Source organism: Fervidicella metallireducens AeB (assembly GCF_000601455.1).
Taxonomy (GTDB): Bacteria; Bacillota; Clostridia; order Clostridiales; family Caloramatoraceae; genus Fervidicella; species Fervidicella metallireducens.
The window spans coordinates 1-23,788 of record NZ_AZQP01000017.1; the positions used below are offsets into that span (position 1 = coordinate 1).

The window sequence follows — 23,788 nt, forward strand, 5'->3', positions numbered from 1 at the left end:
TTTATCAGAACATTTATATACTAATTTCATATAGCTTTCTCTAGCTCTTTTAGAATTTTTGCTGAACATCCCCATTATAAAGCCATCATCAACAAGTTCATAGGGGTCATGTCTTAAGCCTAGATATATTGAAAGGCTTGAGAATTCATATTTCTCCGGGCATTTTTCATAACCCTTTATATCACAAGGGTTGTTGTGAACATATGCTGATAAGGCATAGAGATATATTTCACTCTTTACCATTTTGCTTTTAAATCTGTCTTGAAAAAGATGTCCATGTCTTTTATGTCTATGATTGAAATATTGTGCATAGGAGAAATTTATGCTATGCATTATTCTTGAAATATCTGCTCCATTTGCATCTATTATCAGATGTAGATGGTTATCCATAAGGCAGTAGCCATATACTCTGAATTCATAGGTTTTTTGATATTTTTTGACCAAAGCTAAATAATTAAGCTTATCCTCATTATCCTTAAACAAATCAACTTCGCTTATACTCCTTGCCATTACGTGAAAAATGGCGTCTTCTTTTTTCTGCCTTGCGATTCTTGGCATAAAAACATCTCCCTTCGAAGTTTATTTTAAAGTTAGTATTTCCTTTGAAAGGAGATGTTATTCATTGATTTTGAACAACACTTATATGTCCCATGTTAAAAAATTTACATTTTTTAAAGATCCATATGACTTGCCTATAGAAATATATGAAAAATAAAAAAGCCTATCAATTTATCAAATAACTCACAATATAGCAGGCAGCCATGTTACTTATACTAGATTAACCTTTTTCTTTTACATACAATTCTATAAACATTTAAATATATAATCTATGTATATATAGACAATTTATAAAATTGTTTGTAAAATATACTTAAGATTATTTATTGAGAGGAGTTGGCCTTATGGAATCAAATAATAACGAATTATTTTGGAACACTGCCATAGAGGAAATTGAGAAGGGTTATGTTGAATCGGAGAAAGAATACATATGCATAGTTTGTGGAGAACATTTTGAAAAAGGACGAATTTTTGATATAGATTCAAAATTGTATGATGCAAAGAGAGCTGCAGAGCTGCATATAGAAAAAAATCATGGAAATATGCTTGAATATTTATTAGGTCTTAATTCTACCTTCACTGGGATTTCAGATGTACAAAGAGAAATTATAACCCTGATGTTTAAAGGATTTTCAGACAAAGAAATAGCATTAAAACTTGGTGTTGCACAATCAACCATAAGAAATCACCGTTATAAGTTAAGAGAAAAGGAAAAACAAGCCAAATTGTTCCTGACAATAATGAAGTTGCTTACTGATTCAACAAATAGGAAGATTACAAAATTGGATAAGGAAGAAATTTCTGATTTTCATATAACCGCAAAATCTATAGACGATAGATATAACATTACTGATAAGGAGAAGACTGAGACAATTAAGACTTATATGGAGGAAAATGGTGCTTTAAAGGCTTATCCTGCAAAAGAAAAGAAGAAGATAATTATATTAAATGAAATTTGTAAAAACTTCACTAAAGGAAAGACTTATTCTGAAAAGGAAATAAACAGGATATTAAAAAGAATTTATGTTGATTATGTTACAATCAGAAGAGCACTAGTTGAGTATGGATTCATTGACAGGACAAATGATGGAAGCAAATATTGGGTTAAAGAATAAATAATATTTTTCTAAGTCTTTTACAGTAAAATAGCAGTCCAATGTCCTAGCTACAAATAATCCTCTACTCTCTTACCAGAATTATAGTTATATGCTATAATGAGAAATCGAATGAAAATTAATCTTATATTTATTGTCAGAGGGAGGATAAATTGTGAAAATCTCAAAGAAAGATGCACTTATGTGGTTTGAATTTTTTTCAATGCTACCTGAAGATGAAGAAATTATGACAAAACAACAGGAAATCATTTACGCTACCTTTGCACAAATCGAGGCAGCTGTAGATTATAGACATGATAAGTTAAAGTCAGAAATTAAAAATTTAAAAACTCTTGATAATAGAACTTATTTTGTTGGAAATGAAAATAAGTTTTCTAAAGGATGTCGTTCCTGCTTGTCTGGAACTGGTTTAGGTGCAATAAGAAAAACAAATAAATGTAATTTAAAATGTAAGTTTTGTTATAACTATGGACAGTTTGAAGACATGCCTCCAGTTGGAGAAGGCTTATGGGAAATTGGGGGTACAAAATTTTACGAAAAAGATATTGACTTACTTTTATCAATTCAAAAGAAACCTACTGGTATTGCCTATGTTTATTTAGAGCCATTTATGGAGATTGAAAAATACTATTCTGTTATAAAAAAATTCAGTGATGCAGGGATTCATCAGCATTTATACACCAATGGTACTCTAGCTACTGAAGAGACGTTAATGGCACTAGGTGAAGCTGGTCTTGATGAAATACGTTTTAATTTAGGTGCTTCTGATTGTTCAGACAAAGTTATTGAAAATATTAGAATAGCAAAAAAATATATTAAAAGTGTAGGAATAGAAACACCAATGACGCCTGAGTTTTTTGAAGGGTTTTTTAATAAAAAACAAACTATATTAGACACAAAGCTTGATTTTATAAACTGTGCTGAATTACATTTAAATGAGAATAATATATATAATTATTATGGTGAAAATATGTATATTTCCCGATGTGGCTATATATCTCCAGTTTGGAGCAGGGAACTGACTTTAAAGTTTATGCAGATAGCTGATGATGAGAACTGGGATTTAGCAGTCCATGACTGTTCTAACTATACAAAATTTGCCAGAGGTTTGAATTTAGGCAGCAAAGAAGGCAAATGGTTTGGCTCCAGTAATTATACATGTGAGTTTTCAAGAATTCCATATGATGTGTTTTTACCAATACTTCGTGATGAAAATTTCAAATTTTTAAGTGAAGAAGAATTACCTGTAGGATATAAACCTGGTGAGCTTATTTTCTAAACGCTTGCAGCCATATCTCTTATAACTTTTAAAAAAGAGATATGCATGGCTCTCATATCGCTTATGAAGGGGGTTTAATAGTGAATAATATTAAAATTGTTCCATCAGAATTAGAAGGACATATTAGTATCCCGCCATCAAAAAGTATAACTCATAGAGCTATTATCTGTGCAGGATTAAGTAATGGTAAAAGCCATATTGAAAATATAATTTTCTCTGAGGATATATCAGCAACACTTGAAGGAATGTCATCCTTTGGAATTAAATATGAAAAATTTAAGGAAGACAGAGATAGATATAGTTTAATTATTGAGGGGAAAACTCCTTTAAGAGCTTTAAGCACAACTATCGATTGCCGTGAATCTGGCTCTACACTCAGGTTTCTTATTCCAATTGCCTGTATACTAGGCAAAGAGATTACATTCACAGGAAAGGGAAAATTGATTGAAAGACCTTTAGATGAATATTATAAGATATTTGATAAGCAGAATATACCATACAAAAATTTAAAAGGTAACCTTCCTTTAAGGATATGTGGAAAACTTAAAGGAGATACATTCAGTTTAAGGGGCGATGTCAGCTCTCAATTTATTTCTGGACTGATGTTTGCACTGCCGCTTTTAAAGGAAGATTCAAAAATTATCATTTCAACTGATTTAGAATCAAAGGGGTATGTTGATTTAACCATTGATGTTTTGAATAGTTTTGGGATTAAAATTCAAAATAACGATTATCGAGAATTTTTTATTGAAGGAAACCAAAAATACATTCCTCAAACTTACAAAGTTGAGGGGGATTTTTCACAGGCTTCCTTTTGGCTTGTTGCAGGTCTGCTTGGAAATAAGATCACGTGCACAGATATAAATGTTTCTTCTTTGCAGGGAGATAAAGTTATATTGGACATCATAAAAAACATGGGTGGAAATGTAGAAATAAGTGAAACAGGTATAATAGCAAAAAAATCAAAAACCAAGGGCACCATTATTGATGTTTCACAATGTCCTGATTTAGTGCCAATACTTGCGACATTAGCCTCTTTAAGCCAAGGAACCACAAGGATTATTAATGCAGCAAGGGTGCGTATTAAAGAATCTGACAGGTTAAAGGCAATTTCTACAGAACTTAACAAGCTAGGTGCAGAGATAACAGAACTGGAGGATGGGCTTATCATCAAGGGTAAAGAATTCTTAAATGGTGGTGAAGTTGATAGTTGGAAGGACCATAGAATTGCAATGGCACTGGCGGTTTCATCCATAAGATGTTTAAATCCAGTTATCATAAAAGACAGCAGCTGCGTTTCAAAATCATATCCAGGATTTTGGGATGATTTTAGAGCTTTGGGTGGTAAATTTAACAACTAAAAAGTGATATGGAATCCATATCACTTTTTATTGCTGATTATTCACGTACTCTGTCCCTGTCTGACATTTTGCTTGCAGTGTAGATAAGATATAGTCCGCTAATTCCTACCAAGGTGTATATGATTCTGCTTAGCCAACTTCCTACCCCAAATAATGTATCAACCAGATTGAAATTGAATAAACCGATAAGTCCCCAGTTTAGAGCTCCTATTATAGTTAGAGTAATAGCAGTCCAGTCTAAGCCGTCTAGTCTTCTCATAATTTAAACCTCCTCAAAGATAATAAATTAATATTGGTTTCATAGTTAATATGTGCTATTTTTTTGAGTTTATACATTTAGAATAAAAAAAGCACACCATTTGGTGTGCAGGTGTAGAAACAGTTGCCGTAACTTCTTAACGGCCATAGATACTATGAGTATTTACTTTACTTTTAAACTTTATTCACTATTTTCCAAAAGTCTTTTTAACTTCCTTAAGCATTTTTCTGATAGGCAGATTATATGGACATCTTTTTTCACATATTCCACATTCTCTGCAATCTCCAGCAAAGGCTTTCATTCCATTATATCTTTCTATTGCCCATTCCTTTAAATCATAATTATCGTAATAAGCTTTTAGTAAGAAATTAAATCCAATATCCAATCCCTGTGGGCATGGAGCACAATATCCACATCTTCTACAGAAGGTCTGCCCCATTTCCTCAGCTATTTTTCTACACAATTGTTTCTCTTCTTCTGTAAGTGATTCTTCCCCCATTACTGCTTCAGCATTTTCTTTTACCTCATCAAAATTTGCCATGCCTGGAATTATCACCGACACATTTTTGTTTTGAAGTATATATCTCATTGCTAAAGAACCATCTGTTAAAGCTCCACCTGCCATAGGTTTCATGGCAATAACACCAATATCTTTACTAGCAGCCAATTGAAAAAGTTCTTCCGCCTGATTTTCTATTATATTGTATGGGTACATAATCGTTTCAAAAAACTCGCTTTCTATTGCAACTTTCAAAGTATCCAGTGAATGTGCTGTTATACCAATATGACCAATCTTACCTTCCTTTTTAGCCTTTAATAATGCTTCTAGTGCACCATCTTCAGCAATAACTTGTTTATATGTTTCCATCTCTTTGACATTATGTATCTGATATAAATCTATATAATCCGTTTGAAGATTATTAAGACTTATTTCTATATCCTTTTCCATTGCTTCCTTTGATCTTGCCATAGATTTTGTTGCAATTATCCATTTATCCCTTTTTCCTTTTAATGCCTCACCAATATATTCTTCACTTACTGTGTAACCCCTTGCAGTATCAATAAAATTTATACCCATTTCTTCAGCAAAATTTATTACCTTTATAGCCTCTTCTTTTGATATTTTCTGTATTGGAATACCTCCAAAGCCTACAGCAGAAACCATTAAATTTGTTTTTCCAAGTCTTCTTAATATCATCTTTATTCCCCCGTAATCAAATTTTAGCAGAACTTATATATGAAAATAAAATGGCATATACTTCCTAACATTATAAATATATGAAATATTTCGTGAAATCCAAACCATTTTGGAATAAAATTAGGCTTTTTCAGAATGTATATAATTCCACCGGTAGTATAAAATACCCCACCTACAACAAGCCATAATACTGCTGTAAGTGATGAAGCCTTTATCAAGGGAACTATGGCTATAACAACTAACCAGCCCATTATTATATATATGGTGGTATATATCCATCTTGGAATATTCATAAAAAACATTTTGCATACTATTCCTGTAATAGCTAAAAACCATATAACAGATAACATTATATAACCAATTTTACCCCTTAAAAGTATAAGGCATATCGGCGTGTATGTACCAGCTATAAGCACATAGATCATGCTGTGGTCAAGCTTACGCAAAACCTTTATCACCTCGTCAGGAGCATTAACTATATGATACACTGAACTTGCAGTGTATAACATAATTAAGCTAGCCCCAAAAATAGAAAATGAAACTATTTCCCAAACATCTCTTCTTTCAATAGCTGTAAAGAGCATTACTACAAGTGCAATAACAGATACAACAGCTCCAATTAAATGACTAAGACCACTTCCTGGATCTCTAAACCCCTTTGCTAACATATACATCCCCCCTGTTGTACTTTATAAAGTACATTGTTTAAGAATATTATACACTTCTGGTTTTATTTTGTTTAGACTTATTGGCTTTAATTTATCAGTTGTAAAACCATTTACAGTATATCCCTCTACCAGAAGTTCGTCAAATCTGAAAACCCTATATCCAAATTTTATTTTTACCCTTGAGAGTTCCATAATATATGTTTCAACGGTTATTTCATCATCATATTTTGCCGGACTTTTATATTTGCACCCCACTTCTAATATTGGAAGCCAAATTCCCTCCTCCTCCAACTGTCTGTAAGTAAAACCTAGACTTCTCAGAAATTCAGTCCTACCAATATCAAACCATATAATATAATTGGAATGATAAACAATACCCATTCTGTCCGTTTCTTCATATCTAACTCTGAAACTAAATTTATAACTGTACAAAGTATCATCTCCTTTATAAGCATTATTATAACAAACTTTAGTTAAAAATGCTTTAAATAATAAAAAGGAAGCCGATATGACTTCCTTAATTATAAGAAATTAAACATTTGCCTTTCCGCTATATACCATGCCATTGTTGGTATCCATTGTTATTAATGTTCCTGTTCTTATTATGCTTGTAGCTCCTTCTGCTCCAACAATTACAGGTATACCCATACTCATACATTCAACAGCAATATGAGATGCTAATCCACCCTCTTCAGTAATTACACCACTAGCTCTGTCTAATACAATATGCATATGTTCTTTTTCTATATTTTTAATAACAAGAATATCTCCTTCGTTCATATCCTTTTCAAGTTTTGAAGCATCCTTTATTACACAGGCATTACCATAAGTAGATAAGCCCATTCCTTTTCCCTTTACAAGAACATCTCCAACTATATGAACCTTCATAAGATTAGTTGTTCCAGTAAAACCAACTGGAACACCAGCAGCGATTACAACTAGCTCTCCCTTATTCACATAACCCTTTTCAAGGGCAACGTTAACTGACTTTTCCATAACCTCATCAGCTGAAACCATTCTTTCTGCTATAATTGGGTAAACTCCCCAGACTATCGAAAGTTTTCTAGCAGTTTTTTCTGATGGTGTTACTGCTATTATAGGTGCCTGTGGTCTATATTTAGAAATTTTCTTTGCTGAATATCCAGATTGAGTTGCTGTTATTATAGCTGAAACATTGAGTTCCATAGCCGTTGTAACTGCAGCAAGGCTTATTGCATCTGGAACATTAGGAACGTGGTGCCTTTTTCTTTTAGCAAGTATTGACTCATAATTAAGTGCAGTTTCAGCTTTTTCAGCTATCCTAGCCATTGTTGCAACTGCCTCAACTGGATATTTACCATTTGCAGTTTCGCCGCTTAGCATTATGGCGTCTGTTCCATCGAAAATAGCATTTGCAACATCGCTTGCCTCTGCTCTTGTAGGTCTTGGATTTCTCATCATTGAATCAAGCATTTGAGTAGCTGTTATTACTGGTTTTCCAGCTTTATTACATTTTTCAATTATCTTTTTCTGAACTAATGGTACCACTTCAGTTGGAATTTCAACTCCAAGATCACCTCTGGCAACCATTATACCATCAGAATGCTTGATTATTTCATCCAGATTATCAACACCCTCTTGATTCTCTATTTTAGAAACTATCTGTATTCCATCTCCACCATTTTTTTCAAGAACTTTTCTTATTGCAATAACGTCACTTGCCTTTCTTACAAATGATGCTGCAATAATATCTATTCCCTGCTCAATACCAAATTTAATATCTGCTATATCCTTTTCTGTCAGAGCTGGAAGATTAATTTTAACGTTTGGAACATTTACACCCTTATGATTGCTTACAGGTCCTCCATTTTGAACTCTACAGTAGATATCCTGTCCTTCAATCTTTTCAACTTTAAGCCCAATTAATCCATCATCTATTAGAATTGTATCCCCTGGAACAACATCTTCATGAAGCTTGTCATATGACACTGAACATATTGTGTTATCCCCATCTACTTGTCTTGTTGTAATGATAAACTGTTGTCCCTCTACAAGTTCAACCTTACCCTCTTTAAAATTTCCTGTTCTTATTTCTGGCCCCTTTGTATCAAGAACAATTGCAATTGGTTTTTGCATTTCTTCTCTTAACTTCTTTATAACCTTGATTCTCTCCCCATGTTCTTCATGAGTTCCATGGGAAAAATTAAGTCTTGCTGCATTTAATCCATTTTCTATTAGTTTTTTTAACACTTCTTCATTTTGACTTGTTGGACCTATAGTACAAACTATCTTTGTCTTTCTCATAATTCCACCTCATTAATATGATAATATTTTTGCCAGCTCATAAAGTTCTCTATTTGACTCTCTCTTCATAGCCAAAGCTTCATTGATATCGATATCAACAATTTTATTATCTTTTATTCCCACAACTCTTTGGCTTTTACCTTCACATAGAAGCTCAACTGCCCTTGCTCCCAGTCTTGAAGCTAATACCCTGTCAAATGCACTTGGACTTCCTCCTCTTTGGATATGTCCAAGGACTGTTGCCCTTGTGTCTATTCCTGTTACATCCTGAATTTTCTTTGCCATCTCCTCTGCTCCACCAACGCCTTCAGCAAGAAGAATTAAGTTGTGAAGCTTTCCTCTGACTTTACCTTCTATTATAGTCTTGCACAATTCATCAAAATTATAATCCTCCTCAGGGATTATTATACTTTCAGATCCTCCTGCAAGACCTGTATATAAAGCTATATCACCACATCTTCTTCCCATAACTTCAACAATGCTTACCCTTTCATGTGATGTTGAAGTATCCCTAAGTTTATTGATTGCATCTAAAACTGTATTCTGTGCAGTGTCAAATCCAATTGTATAATCTGTATAAGCTAAATCGTTGTCTATTGTTCCTGGGATTCCTATTGTCTTTAACCCAAATTCCTGAGAAAGTTTTTGTGCACCAGTAAATGAGCCATCCCCACCTATAACAACTAAACCCTCAATTCCAAAAACCTTCAATACATTGTAAGCTTTTTTTCTACCTTCTTCTGTTCTAAACTCTTCACTTCTTGCAGTTTTAAGTATAGTTCCTCCTCTTTGAATGATATCCGATACAGTGGCTCTGTTCATATCGTATATCTCTCCATTTATAAGACCGTTATACCCTCTCTGTATTCCCATAACCCTAAGTCCCTTGTGAATTCCCATTCTCACAACTGCTCTGATTGCTGCGTTCATTCCTGGAGCATCTCCACCACTTGTTAAAACACCAATTGTCCTCATGATTACACCCTCCTTGTCCATAGGGACTTTATTTGTCCCACCTTTAAACTAAAGAACCCTATAATCTTTATTTTTTATGTAATTATTAGTATGTAATTGAAGTTAATATTATACAAGCATCATCAACTTCTGATTGTGGAACCAAAATTTCAAAAATCCCCTGACCATTTTTCCCTTTTCCTATTTGTCTCACCTTTACTAATAGTCCCTGCTCAGTTAATGCATTATATATTTTGTCTTTTTCTTCAGAGTTTTGAGCAACATGTATAACAGTCCACATTTAGTGCAGGCCTCCTTGTATATTCTAGAAATAATTTTATGAAATTTCAGAATAAAAATCAACACAAAAGGACAATTTTAACTAAAATTTATATTTTAATTACTAATTTTATCATAAAAATAAGAGTGTTTAAAGTATATAATTAATGTGAAGACAGGATTACCCTATCTTCACATTTTCAATACCTATCTTGTTACTTAATTCTGTTATTAATTCTTCAGAAATATTAACCCACAAATCCCTTGAAGCCAGCAGTTTTTTGTTGGACTTAGCCATAAATAGATAAACAGGGCAGCTGCCGCTATGATTTTTTAATATCGTTTTAATTTCTTCCTGCATCTGCGCTTTTTCATCTAAAATCCTTATAAATAGTTTTTTGACCTTAACTTCGTTTATCTTCCCGTCCTTAGTTCTTTTTCTTAAAGGTTCTATTTCTTCAACAATTACCTTTGGCTGTTCTTCTTCCCTTATACTTATTCTTCCTTTTACTAAAATAATATTATCTTCTACTACGAAGCCTTTAAACCTATCATGAACCTTTGGAAAAAGTAAAAGCTCAATATTTCCATACATATCCTCCAGGTTTACAAAGGACATTATTTCGTTTTTCCTTGTGGATTTTATATTTATACCTGAAATTATTCCACCAATAATAACTTTTTGACCATCTTCAACCTTATATTCAACTCCAGCTCCTTCATCATGTTCAATATTAACTATTTCAGAAATTTTATAATTAGTTAGTGCTTCTATCTCATCCTCATATTCGTCAAGAGGATGTCCACTTATATAAAGCCCTAACATTTCTTTTTCCATAGCTAACAGATATTTTTTGTCAAATTCCTTTATATCCGGAAAGTCATCTTTTTGTATTATTGGTGCTGTTTCAATACCAAATAATGATAATTGGCCATCAATATTTTTCTTTCTATTGTTAGAAACCGAATCCATTATCTTATCATAAACTGCCATAAGCTGTGACCTTTTAAAGCCGAGGGAATCGAAGGCTCCTGATTTTATCATACTTTCAACAGCCCTTTTATTAACCTCTGACAAATTCACTCTTTCACAAAAATCAGTAAAACCAGTAAATGAACCTTTATTTTCCCTTTCCTTTATTATAGAAAGTATTGCAGCCTTTCCAACATTTTTAATAGCAGCTAAACCAAATCTTATTTTATTATCTATAACAGAGAAATTTACATAACTTTCATTTATGTCTGGTGGCAATACTTCTATTCCCATTTTTCTGCAGGCATGAATATAAAAAGCTACTTTATCGTTACTTCCCATTACGCTAGTTAAAAGTGCTGCCATATACTCAACAGGATAGTGCTTTTTTAAATATGCCGTTTGGTATGCGACAACTGCATAAGCTGCTGCATGGGATTTATTAAAGGCATAACTTGCAAAATCCATCATTAAGTCAAAGAGTTTATTGGCAACCTCAGCACTTACACCATTTCTTACAGCTCCCGGAACAATTACATTACCATTTTCATCCTCTAATCCATAAATAAAATTCTTTCTCTCCTGCTCCATTACTGAATGTTTTTTCTTGGACATAGCCCTTCTTACAAGGTCAGATCTTCCAAGTGAGTAACCTGCTATATTTCTTACTATCTCCATTACTTGTTCCTGATAGACCATAACTCCATAGGTTACATCAAGTATTGGCTTTAGTTTTTCATCTAGATATTCAATATTTTCTGGATTGTTCTTATTCTTTATATAGGTAGGAATCTGATCCATTGGACCTGGTCTATACAAGGATATCCCTGCTATAATATCTTCTAAATCAGAAGGTTTTAACTCCTTCATAAAGTTCGTCATCCCAGTTGATTCAATTTGAAAAACACCTTCTGTATGTCCCTGGCTTATCATTTCATAAACCCTTTTGTCATCATAATCTATATTATCTAAATCTAGTTTAATCCCTCTGTTCTTATTTATCAAATCAACTGCATCTCTAAGCACAGTAAGTGTTCTAAGACCCAAAAAGTCCATTTTTAAAAGTCCAAGTTCCTCCAGGGTTCCCATTGGAAACTGTGTAACTATTGTTTCTTCGTTTTTAGATACCGGCACATACTCTGTTATTGGTGCTGATGATATAACTACACCAGCTGCATGGGTAGAGGAATGTCTTGGAAGACCTTCAAGGGATTTTGAAATATCTATTAAGTATTTAACCCTCTCATTTTCTTCATATTCTCTTTTCAGCTCTGGATTCATCTCAATGGCTTTGCTTATAGTCATATTAAGTTCCATTGGAATCATCTTTGCAATAACATCAACCTCAGCATAAGGATAATTAAGGGCTCTACCAACATCTCTTATTACCGCCCTTGCCGCCATCGTTCCAAAGGTTACAATTTGTGCAACTCTATCCTTTCCATACTTAGATACAACATAATCGATTACTTCCTGTCTTCTTTCATAACAAAAGTCAGAATCTATATCAGGCATAGAAACTCTTTCAGGATTTAAGAAACGCTCAAATAATAGACTATATTTCAATGGATCTAGTTTTGTTATATTTAGTGTGTAAGCAACGATAGAACCTGCCCCTGACCCTCTTCCTGGACCTGTAATGATGCCATTTTCATTGGCATATCTTATAAAATCCCATACAATGAGAAAATAATCAACATATCCCATTTTTTCTATAACAGAAAGTTCATAGTTTAATCTATCTATTGCTTTTTGGCTTGGTGTACCGTATTTTTTATAGAGCCCTTCAAAGCATAGCTTTCTTAAGTATTCCTTTGAAGTCATGCCCTCAGGAGTTTCAAACTTTGGAAGTTTTGTAACGTTAAATTCAAAATCTACATTACATTGTTCTGCAATTTTAACAGTATTCTCAATTGCAGTTGGTGAAAACTTAAATAAATCCTTCATTTCTTCAGGAGATTTTAAATAAAATTCATCCCCAGGAAACTTCATTCTTTCAGCATCATCCACTGTTTTTCCAGTCTGAATGCAAAGTAATATCTCATGGGCATTAGCATCCTCTTGTTTTACATAGTGAACATCATTTGTAGCAACAAGGGGTATACCTGTTTCCTCCGATAATTTCAAAAGTTCCTTATTTACCCTTCTCTGCTCCTCCATTCCATGGTCTTGAAGCTCAAGATAAAAATTTTCATCTCCAAATATATCACGGTATTTTATTGCTTTTTCCTTTGCTTTTTCATAACTGCCATTTAAAAGTAAACTTTGAATTTCACCTCCAAGACAAGCACTTAAAGCAATTAAATCACCTGCATTTTCCTTTAAAAGTTCATCATCCACCCTTGGTTTATAATAAAAACCATCCACAAAGGCCTTTGAAACTATTTTCATGAGTTTTTTATAGCCTTCGTTGTTTTTGGCTAATAGAACAAGATGATAATTTTCACCATCTATACCAGATTCTTTTTTATAAAGGCTTCTTGGTGCAACGTATACTTCACAACCGATTATTGGCTTTATCCCCTCTTCTTTACATACCTTATAAAAATCTATGACACCAAACATTACACCATGGTCAGTTATTGCTAAAGCATCCATACCAAGTTCTTTTGCTCTTTTTACAAGATTTTTTATTCTTCCTGACCCATCAAGGAGACTATATTCTGTATGGACATGAAGATGAACAAAATCTGCCAACTTTTCACCTACTTTCTTAAAAGTTTCGCACTTAAAATAGCTTTACCAATAAGTTCTTTATCTTCATTAGATATCATTTCTATTTCTACCTTTGAAAAATTTCTTCCCATATGAATAATTTCAGTATTTATTGTAATATCTGCATCCACCTGAGCAGGGTTAGTATAGAAAACAGAAAATGAGTCTACTGCGACGTTTAAGTGATTTTTTTGTCTTAAAGCAAAGGTACCAACCGTTGACATCACTAAGGTCAATGCATTCCAGCTGGCTGTTCCAATTATATTAAGCATTTCTGTTAATATCTTACCAGTAAAAACCGCTCCTTTTTCAGTAATTGAATATGTGAAATTCTTTAAAACCATCTCATCTATTGTTTCACCAACCTGTGGCTGCCTGCTTACATACTGAAGAGCTTTAATAACATCCTGACGGCTTACAACTCCAATCAATTTTTTATTGTCAACTACAGGAATAAGTTCAATTCCTTCCCATACCATTATGTGAGCTACGTAAGCAATTGATGTCTTGGGTGTTACAACAATTGGATCCTTAGTCATATATTTTCCAACTAAGGAATCCTCTGAAACATCTCCTGTTATATCCTTTAAAGTTATAATTCCAACTAATTTATCATTATCATCAAGGACAGGAAATTTACCATGTCTTGTTTTTCTCATAACGTCCTTCAGTTCCGATATCTTGTTGTTAACCCTTACAAATGAGGTTTCTTCCTTCATTATATCTTCAACAAGTATTATATCTTTTTTAATTAAATTCTCAGAAATAGCTTTATTTATCATTGTAGCCGTTGTAAATGTATCATAAGTACAGGATATTAAAGGTAGCCTTTTTTCATTTGCTAATGCCCTTATCTCATCGCTGCAGGTGAAACCGCCAGTAATAAGAACAGCACATTCATTTTCAAGGGCAAGTTTTTGTACTTCTTCTCTATTTCCAACAATTAAAAGATTTCCTGGGGCTATATATTTATCCATTACATCAATTGTCATTGCACCTATTATCAATTGATTTAATGTTTTATGCAGTCCGTCCTTTCCTCCTAATATGGAACCATCTACTATGTTTACAACCTCGGCAAATGTCAGATTTTCTATGTTTCTTTTTTCAACCTTTTCAATCCTTACTGTTCCAACCCTGGGGATTGTACTAACCAAACCTATATTTTCTGCATCCTTTATGGCTCTATAAGCAGTACCATCGCTTACCTTCAATTCATTGGCAATGGATCTAACAGAAATTTTACTTCCAACCTTTAGAGTTTGAATATATTTTATTATTTCTTCATGCTTTGACATCCTCTCAACTCCTTATCGTTACATAACATAATACAATCCACTTTACTCCCCACTATAAAATATCTGAATAATGAAATTTATTTATATCTTAATTACATATCCTATTATAGCAAAAAAAGCGGGCTGTTTTAATACCCGCTATCCCTTAATTCTTCTGCAATTTTTTCAATCTTTCTCAATCTATGATTAACACCTGATTTACCAATTGGAGGATTAAGCATTTCACCAAGTTCTTTAAGTGAAACATCTGCATAGTTAACCCTAAGTTCAGCAATTTCCCGTAGGTTTGGAGGAAGCTTTCTTAGCCCCACCTTTTGCTGTATAAATTTAATTGATTCAATCTGTCTTACAGCTGCGTCAACTGTTTTATTCAAATTGGCAGTTTCACAATTTACTAACCTGTTTACGTTGTTCCTTACTTCCTTATATATTCTTACGTTCTCTAAATCCAAAAGTGCTGAATGTGCTCCTATGATATTTAAAAGGTCAATTATTTGCTCCCCTTCCTTAAGATAAACAACATAGCTGTTTTTTCTTTGAATTACCTTTGAATTCAATCCAAAAGAATTTATAAGCTTCATCAGTTCCTCTGCATGTTCAATGGTGTTTGTAACAAATTCCATATGGTATGTTTTTTCAGGATTGCTTATGGAACCTCCTCCTAAAAATGCTCCCCTGATGTATGACCTTTTGCAGCAATTTTTTTTAATTAAATCATTATGGATCTTGTTATTAAAACCAATCTTGCCGTCTTGATATTCTTTTAAGATACCTGCTTTAATCAATATTTTTTTCGCTCCCATTTCACTTGTTATAACAAGTATATATATATTGTTTTTCTTAAGGGAGTTATTTTTTTTCACAAGTATATCTGTATGAACGTTAAAGACATTCTTCAATAGAGTAAATGCCCTTCTTGCAATTGCCGGATTTTCAGTTGATATTCTAAAACTGATTCCCTGCTTTCCGTTTAAATGAATAGTGCCACTCATCCTCATTATTGCAGAGATTTCCGCTAACTGGCAACATTCCTTTTCTTCAGTAATTCTACATATTTCATTCTTAGCTACAGCTGAAAATGACACTATTTCACCTCCCGCTTTTTATCCTTTATTCTTTCAGATAAATAATAATAATCAAGTATCTTTCTCCTATTATATGGATAAAAATATTTTAAAATTAAAGTCATTATAGTAACTGATAATTTTTTCGTATTGTGGCGTAAAAGATTATTTTTTATATGAATCAAATCCTCTGTTATTATTTTTATATTCCTTGGAATATTTTCTTCATCAATTTCAACCATATTCTGACCATCATTTTTATATATCTCATAGTATTTTTCAGGTATCTCTCCATTATTAGCTATTATAAAGTCCACCAATGTATCTCCACAATGTTTTTTTATTACATTTAAATGATCAGATAATCTGAAACCATCTGTTTCTCCTGGTTGTGTCATTATATTTGATATATATATTTTAATTGCAGAGGATTCCTTAATTCTGTTTGTTATTTCTTTTATAACTAGATTAGGAAGTATACTTGTATAAAGACTTCCTGGGCCAATGACAATACAGTCTGCATTATCTATTGCATACAGTGCTTCTTCAATTGGAGCTGCGTTATCTGGTTCTAAATAAACCCTTTTAATTTTCGATTTATTTTCCAGACTCATAACAGGTATATTGGATTCTCCCTTAATTATGTTCCCATTCTCCAGCTCTGCACACAGAGTAACGTCTTCTAAGGTTACTGGAACAACCTTACCCTTTACTGCAAGTACCTCACTCATTTTTTTTATTGCTTCCTCAAAATTAGAAGAAATTCCAGACATGGCGGCTATAAACAGATTCCCAAAACTCTGTCCCTTTAAATTTCCTTCTGAAAATCTATACTGCATCAGCTCCTCCATAACTGGTTCAGTATGAGCTAAAGCAACCAGGCAGTTTCTTATATCTCCTGGTGGCAACATCCCTAAAGTTTCCCTGAGCTTTCCAGAACCACCACCATCATCAGCAACTGTAACTATTGCTGTAATATTTGATGTGTATTCCTTCAGACCTCTCAGCATTGTGGAAAGACCTGTTCCACCACCAATAACCACAACCCTTGGACCTCTTATTAAAAGCCTTTGTTCATATAATAAGTCCCCAATTCTTTGTCTATTTGTACTGGAAGTATTGTTTGTACCAGATACTAATGTTAGTATACTCTGAAATCCAAGCTTTAATGACCCATACATCAGAGCAATTCCAACAAAAACCATATAAATCAGCATAAATGTATATGCTCCAAACACAGGTCCTCTAAAAAGAAGTTTAGATACTCCTAAAACAAAAACAGAAAGCCCCAAAGCACCCATTACAAGCCAGCGTTTTATTCGTATCCCTGGCTTAAACCAATCAAGAAAATTCATCATTTACCATCCCCTATAACATCCTGTGAAATATCTCTGTGACTAATTATTACTGTATGCCCTTTATCCTTTAAATGTTCATACACTAAATTCGCCATGACAACAGATCTATGTCTTCCTCCAGTACATCCTATTGCAATTACTAACTGAGATTTTCCTTCCTTAATATAGTTGGGAATCAGAAAGTCCATCAAATCCTTTATTCTAGTTATAAATTCGTTTGATTCAGGCCATTTTAAAACATATTCCTTTACAGGCTGCTCGTTACCTGAATGTTTCTTCAGTTCTTCTACATAATATGGATTTGGCAGAAACCTTACATCAAAGACAAGGTCTGCATCAATAGGAATTCCATATTTAAAGCCAAAGGACATAACCGTTATTACTATATTGTCTGTTGTTCCATCTGATGCATAAATTCGCTGAATTTCTGCCTTAAGCTGTCTTGTTGAAAGATTAGAGGTATCTATTATGTGATCAGCCTTTTCTTTGACTTCCGATAATTTTTTTCTTTCTTCTAAAATCCCGTTTATTATCCTTCCATTGTTGGCAAGCGGATGATTTCTTCTTGATTCTTTATACCTTTTAACTAATACATCATCTGAAGCATCAAGGAATAAAATCTCATAACTGTATCCCATGCCGCTTAAAATTTTTAAGCTTTTAAACAAATCATTAAAAAATTTACCTCCTCTTATATCTACAACTAATGCGATTTTCTGAATTTTACCATCAGTCTGCATAGTCACTTCTGCAAATTTTGGTATTAATGCTGGAGGTAAATTATCTATACAAAAATACCCTATGTCTTCTAGACAGCGTATTGCCTGGGTTTTACCAGCCCCTGACAACCCTGTGACAATTACGAACTTCATACTATCCTCTACCCCCTTCTTTTATGGCATTTATTATTCTATCAACAGGCAATCCTGCCTTTTCTGCAGTTTTTATTCCTTCTTTAAAATCCCCAACTCTATCCGGTGTGTGGGCATCACTATCTATCACAAAATTAACATCCTCTACCATTGCTATTTTAACATATTCAGCAGTCAAATATCCATGGCTTGAGTTAATTTCAAGGGCTGTTCCCTTTTTTGCAGCAGCTTGGCAAGTCTTTTGGTATCAATAGAGACCTTTGCACCAGGGTGGGTTATTATATCAATGTTGTGCTTTTCAATAGCCTTTATCATTGCCTCAGTATTTGTTTCCCTGCATTTATTTCTAAGTGACGGAAAACATTTAGCTAAATAGTTTCTCACAAACAACATATATCCATCCCTTAGAGTCTTTGGTTTTGCACCGTTGTGAAAGCCAACTAATAATATATCAAGTAATTTCATATCCTCAGCTTCTACATCAATATCACCCTCACAGCTTATCAGGTTTCCTTCAACTCCAAGGAGTATTTCTATCTCAGGATATTTTACTTTTAAATCATCTATTTCCTTTCTCATCTTCTTTAGATTTTCCCTCTTTACTCCGTAGGTTAAGTGCCCAGGTCCATGATCAGATATTACTATTTTTTTTAGACCTTTTTTAATTGCTGCCTTTACATTTTCTTCTATTGTACCTTTACCATGGCTATAAACAGTATGTGTATGAAAGTCTCCGTATAATTTCATAATTTATTACTCCTCTGAATTACATATTACTTTTACTTTATCCTAAAATATACCATACTACTTAAATTCCTTCAACCAAAAACAATTTTTTGAAAGATGCTACAAACCTTTATGCATTTGTATCTCTATTTTTACTTATCTGCAAATAAATAACAGTTAAAATATATTCAATTAGAATTATACAATTTACTAACTTTTTTTGATATAATATAACTTAATTATATAAAATCTAAATTTTCATTAATAATTTTTTAATAAATTTGTCATAATAAGAATAGTGTTTTACGATAGTGTAATATACTGCAATAGATATATACCTAATTTTCTATAATTTTCGACTAATATCAACATTTTCTATTGCAAAGTTGTAATTATCATGATATTATCTTTATATCACTTCACAGTATTGAATTTGTAAGAATACTGAAATTATTGTTAAAGGAGGATGCAAAATGAATAAGAATCTTAAAGACTGTATCGTTATAGGTTTCGCTCTGTTTGCTATGTTCTTTGGAGCTGGTAACTTAATATTTCCACCATATCTTGGTAAGCTGTTTGGAACTAACTGGTCAATAGCAATTATAGGATTTTTAATAACTGGTGTTGGTCTGCCACTTTCAGGAATTATAGCATCAGCAAAGCTTTCTGCTGGAATTGAAGCTATGGCTGGAAAAATCAATAAGAAATTCGCACTAATAATGACTACTGCACTTATAATTACACTTGGACCACTTGTAGCTATTCCAAGAACAGCAGCTACAACATTTGAATTAAGCGTTAAGCCATATATGCCAAACGTTGATTCACTTATACCAATAGTTATATATATGTTAATCAACTTAGCTTTTGTAATTAAGCCATCATCAATTATAGATACTATCGGTAAATTTTTAACTCCTGCACTTTTAGCACTTTTAACATTTATCATAGTGAAGGGAATTATATCACCGATAGCGCCAGTTGAACCTACAACTACTGCAGATGTATTCTCAACATCATTACTTCAGGGATATCAAACAATGGATGCCCTTGGTTCAGTAATATTTGCTTCAATTATAATCAGTTCAGCAATGGCTAAGGGTTATACTAAGAAAGAAGATATTATGAAGGTTACAATTAAATCAGGTATAATCGCAGTAGGTGGACTTGCTTTCGTTTACGGCGGATTAATGTACCTTGGTGCACAGACTGTTAAAGCTTTCCCTGATGGTTTAGCACTTACTGAACTTGTTACTAGAATTTCAAGAAGTGTTGCTGGAAACTTTGGTAGTGCAGCCCTTTCAGGTGCAGTTGCACTTGCTTGTATGACAACATCTATAGGTCTTACAGCAACAGCTGCAGAATTCTTTGACAGAGCAACTAATGGTAAGCTTTCATACAAGGTTAATTCAATAATCATAACAATAGTAAGTATATTCCTTGCAAAGATGGGTGTTGGATCAATCATCAAGTTTGCTGGCCCAATCCTTGGAATACTTTACCCACCAATAATAACTCTTATATTCTTAACACTTGCAAGCAAAATTGTTAAGAACATTAAGGTTTACTCAGCAGCAACAATTGTAGCTCTACTTGTTGCAGTACTTGACACATTAGCTCATTCAACAGTGGCATTCTTACCACTTGCTGATAAAGGATTTGCTTGGTTAGTACCAACTGTAGCTGTATTTATACTAGTTTCACTAGTAACTAAGAAGGAAGATCTTCCAATTACAGAAGAAGAATTAAAGGCTGCTTAATTATAAAAATGAAAGGTAGATGAGGTTATCATCTACCTTTTGTTATTATTCCTTTAACAGGTTTTCAAGTTCATTTATGAATCTTTCATTCTGATCCATTGTCCCAACGCTTACCCTGAGCCAATTATTCATTCCAAATAAATGTCCAGGTCTTACTATAACACCTTTTCTTAAGAGTTTATTAAATACATCTTTATCGTCTCTTCCTACATTCACCATTACAAAGTTTGCCTGACTTATTATGTATTCTAATCCTAATCTGTCAAACTCTCTATAAAAATACTCTCTGCCTGTGGTATTGGTTTCAACCGCTTTCTTTAAGAAGTCCTTATCCTTTAATGCTGTTATTGCTGCTGCTTGAGCTATAAGATTTGTGTCAAATGGTCCTAAGATAGAATTAATGTATTTTGTGATTTCTTCATTGGCTATTCCATAACCAACCCTTAAACCTGCCAGACCATAAGCCTTTGAGAATGTTCTTAGAATTATCATATTTGGATATTTATCAATTAATGGAAGTGTCTGTGGATATTCTTCGTCTGTAACATATTCATAATAGGCCTCATCCATAACTATTATAACGTCCTCTGGTATTCTATCTAAAACACTGAAAAGCTCTGATTTTGTCACCATTGCACCTGTTGGATTGTTAGGTGTGCAGAACCAGATGATTCTGGTTTTTTCATTTATTGCATTAACCATAGCCTCAACATCAAGCCTGTGATTTTTCATTGGTATCTTAACAGTCTTTGCCCCCATAATCTGGGCACTATCTTCATATCTCTGGAATGAAACTCCTCCCATTATAATTTCATCTCCAGGATCTAAAAACAAGTTACATATTACCCTTATTAAAAGGTCAGAACCTGTTCCGCAGAAAATCCTTTTTGTGTCTACCCCTAGATGTTCAGACAATGCTCTTTTAAGTTCAAAGTTTGATGCATCAGGATAAAGGTTTATTTCCTCTGCTGCCTCCATCATTACTTTTTTAACCTTTTCAGAACAACCTAAAGGATTTTCGTTAGATGCTAATTTAATGACATCAGTTAGCCCTAGTTCCCTTTTAACTTCACTAATAGGTTTACCTGCCTGATACATATTCAGCCCTTTAATAGCCTCTCTTATTTTCACTAAAATCCCCCCTATTCGTATTAATATTTAATTTCTACATAAATTAACAAATTCCTTTTTAATTTGTTTCAATTTTTCAAACATTCTTTTTATTTTGTCTTTTCAATATATTAATTTTTTATTAGAAATATTCCAAAAAAAATAGATGTGGGTTACTCCACACCTATTATCTTAACCTCAGGTTCAAGCTCAACGTTAAACTTTTCTTTTACAACAGATTGAACCTTTTTTATTAAATTTAGTATGTCTGAAGCAGAAGCATTATCATAGTTTATGATAAAACCTGCATGTTTTTCAGAAACCATAGCACCTCCATAGGAAGCACCCTTTAATCCAGCATCTTCAATTAACTTACCTGCATAATATCCCGTTGGTCTTTTAAATGTACTACCTGCACTTGGGTAATTCAGTGGCTGTTTTGCTACCCTTCTGCCATTTAAATCATCCATTAATAACTTTATTTCCTCAGGATTTCCCTCCTGCAATCTAAATACTGCTTCAACAACAATATAATCTTTATCATGGATAACACTGTGTCTGTAACTTAAATTAAGCTGTTCATTGCTCAATATGATTATGTTTCCACCCTTATCTAAGACAGTAGCAGATTCTATTATATCCTTTATCTCTCCACCATATGCCCCTGCATTCATAGCAACTGCCCCTCCAACAGTACCTGGTATACCTGAGGCAAACTCCATACCTTTTAAGGAGTTTCTATATGCTTCAAAGGCTGCCTTGGATAAGAAGGCCCCTGCTTTAGCAGTTAATTTGTTACCTTCAATGGTTATATCATTTAATGATGTCAGCTTTATTATTACTCCTCTGTATCCACCATCTTTAACTATCAGATTACTTCCATTTCCCATTATAAAGTAAGGGGTATTGTTTATATTACACAGCCTGATAATATTAGAAATTTCAGATATTGTTTCTGGAGTAACAAGTATATCAGCAGGTCCACCCACTTTGAATGACGTATGGTTTTTCATAGGTTCATCATATCTAATTAGATTACTGCCAACTATGCTCTCTAGTTCTTGCTTTATTTTGTCTAAATTCATATATTCATCTCCCTATGATTACTAGCAAATTAATACGTTTTATTTGATTTCACTTTAAACAATTACAGTATATATATAAATAATGCATAAATCAAGAAAATTGTTACCCTAAAAACTCCCCTGTTAAACTAAATTATCTTTCCTGAAGCTTCCCCTTGCTTTTTAAATAATCCTTTAATCTGTTCTCATCTGTGTTTATTATGTAATTTTCATTAAAGCCAACAGATTCCAACATTTTTAAAGCATTTTGAAATTCACCTACATGATAACAAATATGAGCATCGCTTCCTAAAGTAATCATATTATTTAATTCAGCAGCTTTTTCAGCTATTCTAGTGCAGTTTTCAAAACTTCCTGGCCTTGAAAAACCTAAGGAGCTGTTGTTAATTTCTATGAGAACATTATATTCCTTTGCTGCCTTTAAAACTTCCTTAACATCAATTTCAAAGGCTGGATTTCCTGGATGGGCTATAATATCTACATATTTATTTTTCATTGCCCCTATCAAAGCATTTGTATTATCCTTTTTACTGCCTGGAGTTATACACACATCATGTAAACTTGCCACAACTATATCCAAATTCCTTAGTCTTCCTTCATTTAAGTCTATTTTACCATTGAAATCCAATATATTTACTTCCGCTCCCTTTAAAACTTCAACTCCGTGTATTATATCTGGTATAACCTTAAGATTCCCAAAGTGAAAAATATGAGGTCCTCCTGGCATAGCTGGCCCATGATCTGTCATTGCAATCAATTTTATTCCCTTTTCAGATGCTTCAAAACAATTTTCTATCAATGTACTATACGCATGCCCGCTTGCAATTGTGTGGGTATGTGTATCAACAACCATTTTTTTCATAACATCACCTC

22 protein-coding genes are annotated in these 23,788 nt (G+C 33.2%); 4 read left to right on the top strand and 18 right to left on the bottom strand.

Annotated elements, in window-relative coordinates:
* Positions 1-558, bottom strand: a 558-nt coding sequence (locus tag Q428_RS06670) for a transposase (protein WP_035379367.1), incomplete at its 3' end; no start/stop codon positions are given.
* Between the two features lie 344 nt (positions 559-902).
* Between Q428_RS06670 and Q428_RS06675 the strand changes: the two genes are divergently transcribed.
* From Q428_RS06675 to aroA, 3 genes are all read left to right on the top strand, one after another.
* Entirely contained in the window at positions 903-1,673 is a 771-nt protein-coding gene (locus Q428_RS06675) for a DUF2087 domain-containing protein (protein WP_035379369.1), read from the top strand.
* A gap of 154 nt (positions 1,674-1,827) precedes the next feature.
* Positions 1,828-2,952, top strand: a complete 1,125-nt coding sequence (locus tag Q428_RS06680) for a radical SAM protein (RefSeq protein ID WP_035379371.1) — start codon at positions 1,828-1,830, stop codon at positions 2,950-2,952.
* An 80-nt stretch (positions 2,953-3,032) separates the two neighbouring features.
* Positions 3,033-4,313, top strand: coding sequence for a 3-phosphoshikimate 1-carboxyvinyltransferase (aroA, locus tag Q428_RS06685; RefSeq protein WP_035379373.1), 1,281 nt, complete (start codon positions 3,033-3,035; stop codon positions 4,311-4,313).
* Between the two features lie 37 nt (positions 4,314-4,350).
* Here the strand turns inward: aroA and Q428_RS06690 are convergent, their stop codons facing one another.
* The 14 genes from Q428_RS06690 to Q428_RS06750 all read right to left on the bottom strand — a co-directional run bounded on the left by Q428_RS06690 (position 4,351) and on the right by Q428_RS06750 (position 18,981).
* Entirely contained in the window at positions 4,351-4,572 is a 222-nt protein-coding gene (locus tag Q428_RS06690) for a DUF378 domain-containing protein (protein WP_035379375.1), read from the bottom strand.
* A gap of 187 nt (positions 4,573-4,759) precedes the next feature.
* The gene (locus tag Q428_RS06695; RefSeq protein WP_035379377.1) at positions 4,760-5,770 is read right to left on the bottom strand and encodes an aldo/keto reductase; all 1,011 of its coding nucleotides are present in this window, start codon (positions 5,768-5,770) and stop codon (positions 4,760-4,762) included.
* A 23-nt stretch (positions 5,771-5,793) separates the two neighbouring features.
* Positions 5,794-6,438, bottom strand: a complete 645-nt coding sequence (trhA, locus tag Q428_RS06700; protein ID WP_035379379.1) for a PAQR family membrane homeostasis protein TrhA — start codon at positions 6,436-6,438, stop codon at positions 5,794-5,796.
* A gap of 21 nt (positions 6,439-6,459) precedes the next feature.
* Positions 6,460-6,870 (bottom strand): acyl-CoA thioesterase, encoded by a 411-nt coding sequence (locus Q428_RS06705; protein ID WP_035379381.1) that lies wholly within the window; start codon positions 6,868-6,870, stop codon positions 6,460-6,462.
* Between the two features lie 99 nt (positions 6,871-6,969).
* The gene (pyk, locus tag Q428_RS06710; RefSeq protein ID WP_035379383.1) at positions 6,970-8,721 is read right to left on the bottom strand and encodes a pyruvate kinase; all 1,752 of its coding nucleotides are present in this window, start codon (positions 8,719-8,721) and stop codon (positions 6,970-6,972) included.
* Between the two features lie 12 nt (positions 8,722-8,733).
* Positions 8,734-9,696 carry a 6-phosphofructokinase gene (gene pfkA / locus Q428_RS06715; RefSeq protein WP_035379385.1) on the bottom strand — a complete coding sequence of 321 codons (963 nt, stop codon included), beginning with the start codon at positions 9,694-9,696 and terminating at the stop codon, positions 8,734-8,736.
* Between the two features lie 85 nt (positions 9,697-9,781).
* Positions 9,782-9,976 carry a hypothetical protein gene (locus Q428_RS06720; protein ID WP_035379387.1) on the bottom strand — a complete coding sequence of 65 codons (195 nt, stop codon included), beginning with the start codon at positions 9,974-9,976 and terminating at the stop codon, positions 9,782-9,784.
* Positions 9,977-10,135: 159 nt separating this feature from the next.
* Entirely contained in the window at positions 10,136-13,624 is a 3,489-nt protein-coding gene (locus Q428_RS06725) for a DNA polymerase III subunit alpha (RefSeq protein WP_035379389.1), read from the bottom strand.
* Positions 13,625-13,632: 8 nt separating this feature from the next.
* Positions 13,633-14,940, bottom strand: a complete 1,308-nt coding sequence (locus tag Q428_RS06730) for a DRTGG domain-containing protein (RefSeq protein ID WP_035379390.1) — start codon at positions 14,938-14,940, stop codon at positions 13,633-13,635.
* A gap of 128 nt (positions 14,941-15,068) precedes the next feature.
* Complete coding sequence (whiA, locus tag Q428_RS06735; protein WP_035379392.1) at positions 15,069-16,025, bottom strand: DNA-binding protein WhiA; 957 nt, start codon at positions 16,023-16,025, stop codon at positions 15,069-15,071.
* Positions 16,025-17,359 carry a gluconeogenesis factor YvcK family protein gene (locus tag Q428_RS06740; protein WP_035379439.1) on the bottom strand — a complete coding sequence of 445 codons (1,335 nt, stop codon included), beginning with the start codon at positions 17,357-17,359 and terminating at the stop codon, positions 16,025-16,027. Before Q428_RS06740 ends, whiA begins: the two co-directional genes overlap by 1 nt.
* Entirely contained in the window at positions 17,359-18,234 is an 876-nt protein-coding gene (gene rapZ, locus Q428_RS06745) for an RNase adapter RapZ (protein WP_035379394.1), read from the bottom strand. Before rapZ ends, Q428_RS06740 begins: the two co-directional genes overlap by 1 nt.
* A 1-nt stretch (position 18,235) precedes the next feature.
* On the bottom strand, positions 18,236-18,412 hold the full coding sequence (locus tag Q428_RS15950) for a PHP domain-containing protein (protein WP_242847789.1): 177 nt from the start codon (positions 18,410-18,412) through the stop codon (positions 18,236-18,238).
* Positions 18,409-18,981 (bottom strand): PHP domain-containing protein, encoded by a 573-nt coding sequence (locus tag Q428_RS06750; RefSeq protein WP_242847790.1) that lies wholly within the window; start codon positions 18,979-18,981, stop codon positions 18,409-18,411. Before Q428_RS06750 ends, Q428_RS15950 begins: the two co-directional genes overlap by 4 nt.
* Positions 18,982-19,433: 452 nt before the next feature.
* Here Q428_RS06750 and brnQ point away from each other — a divergent pair, with 452 nt between their 5' ends.
* The gene (gene brnQ, locus Q428_RS06755; protein WP_035379396.1) at positions 19,434-20,720 is read left to right on the top strand and encodes a branched-chain amino acid transport system II carrier protein; all 1,287 of its coding nucleotides are present in this window, start codon (positions 19,434-19,436) and stop codon (positions 20,718-20,720) included.
* A 45-nt stretch (positions 20,721-20,765) separates the two neighbouring features.
* Here the strand turns inward: brnQ and hisC are convergent, their stop codons facing one another.
* The 3 genes from hisC to Q428_RS06770 form a co-directional block, all read right to left on the bottom strand.
* Positions 20,766-21,851 carry a histidinol-phosphate transaminase gene (hisC, locus tag Q428_RS06760; RefSeq protein WP_201769261.1) on the bottom strand — a complete coding sequence of 362 codons (1,086 nt, stop codon included), beginning with the start codon at positions 21,849-21,851 and terminating at the stop codon, positions 20,766-20,768.
* A 152-nt stretch (positions 21,852-22,003) separates the two neighbouring features.
* Positions 22,004-22,915, bottom strand: coding sequence for a UDP-N-acetylmuramate dehydrogenase (gene murB, locus Q428_RS06765; RefSeq protein ID WP_035379399.1), 912 nt, complete (start codon positions 22,913-22,915; stop codon positions 22,004-22,006).
* Positions 22,916-23,048: 133 nt separating this feature from the next.
* A complete protein-coding gene (locus tag Q428_RS06770) occupies positions 23,049-23,777 on the bottom strand; it encodes a phosphatase (RefSeq protein ID WP_035379401.1) in 729 nt (242 codons plus the stop codon).
* Between the last annotated feature and the right edge of the window lie 11 nt (positions 23,778-23,788).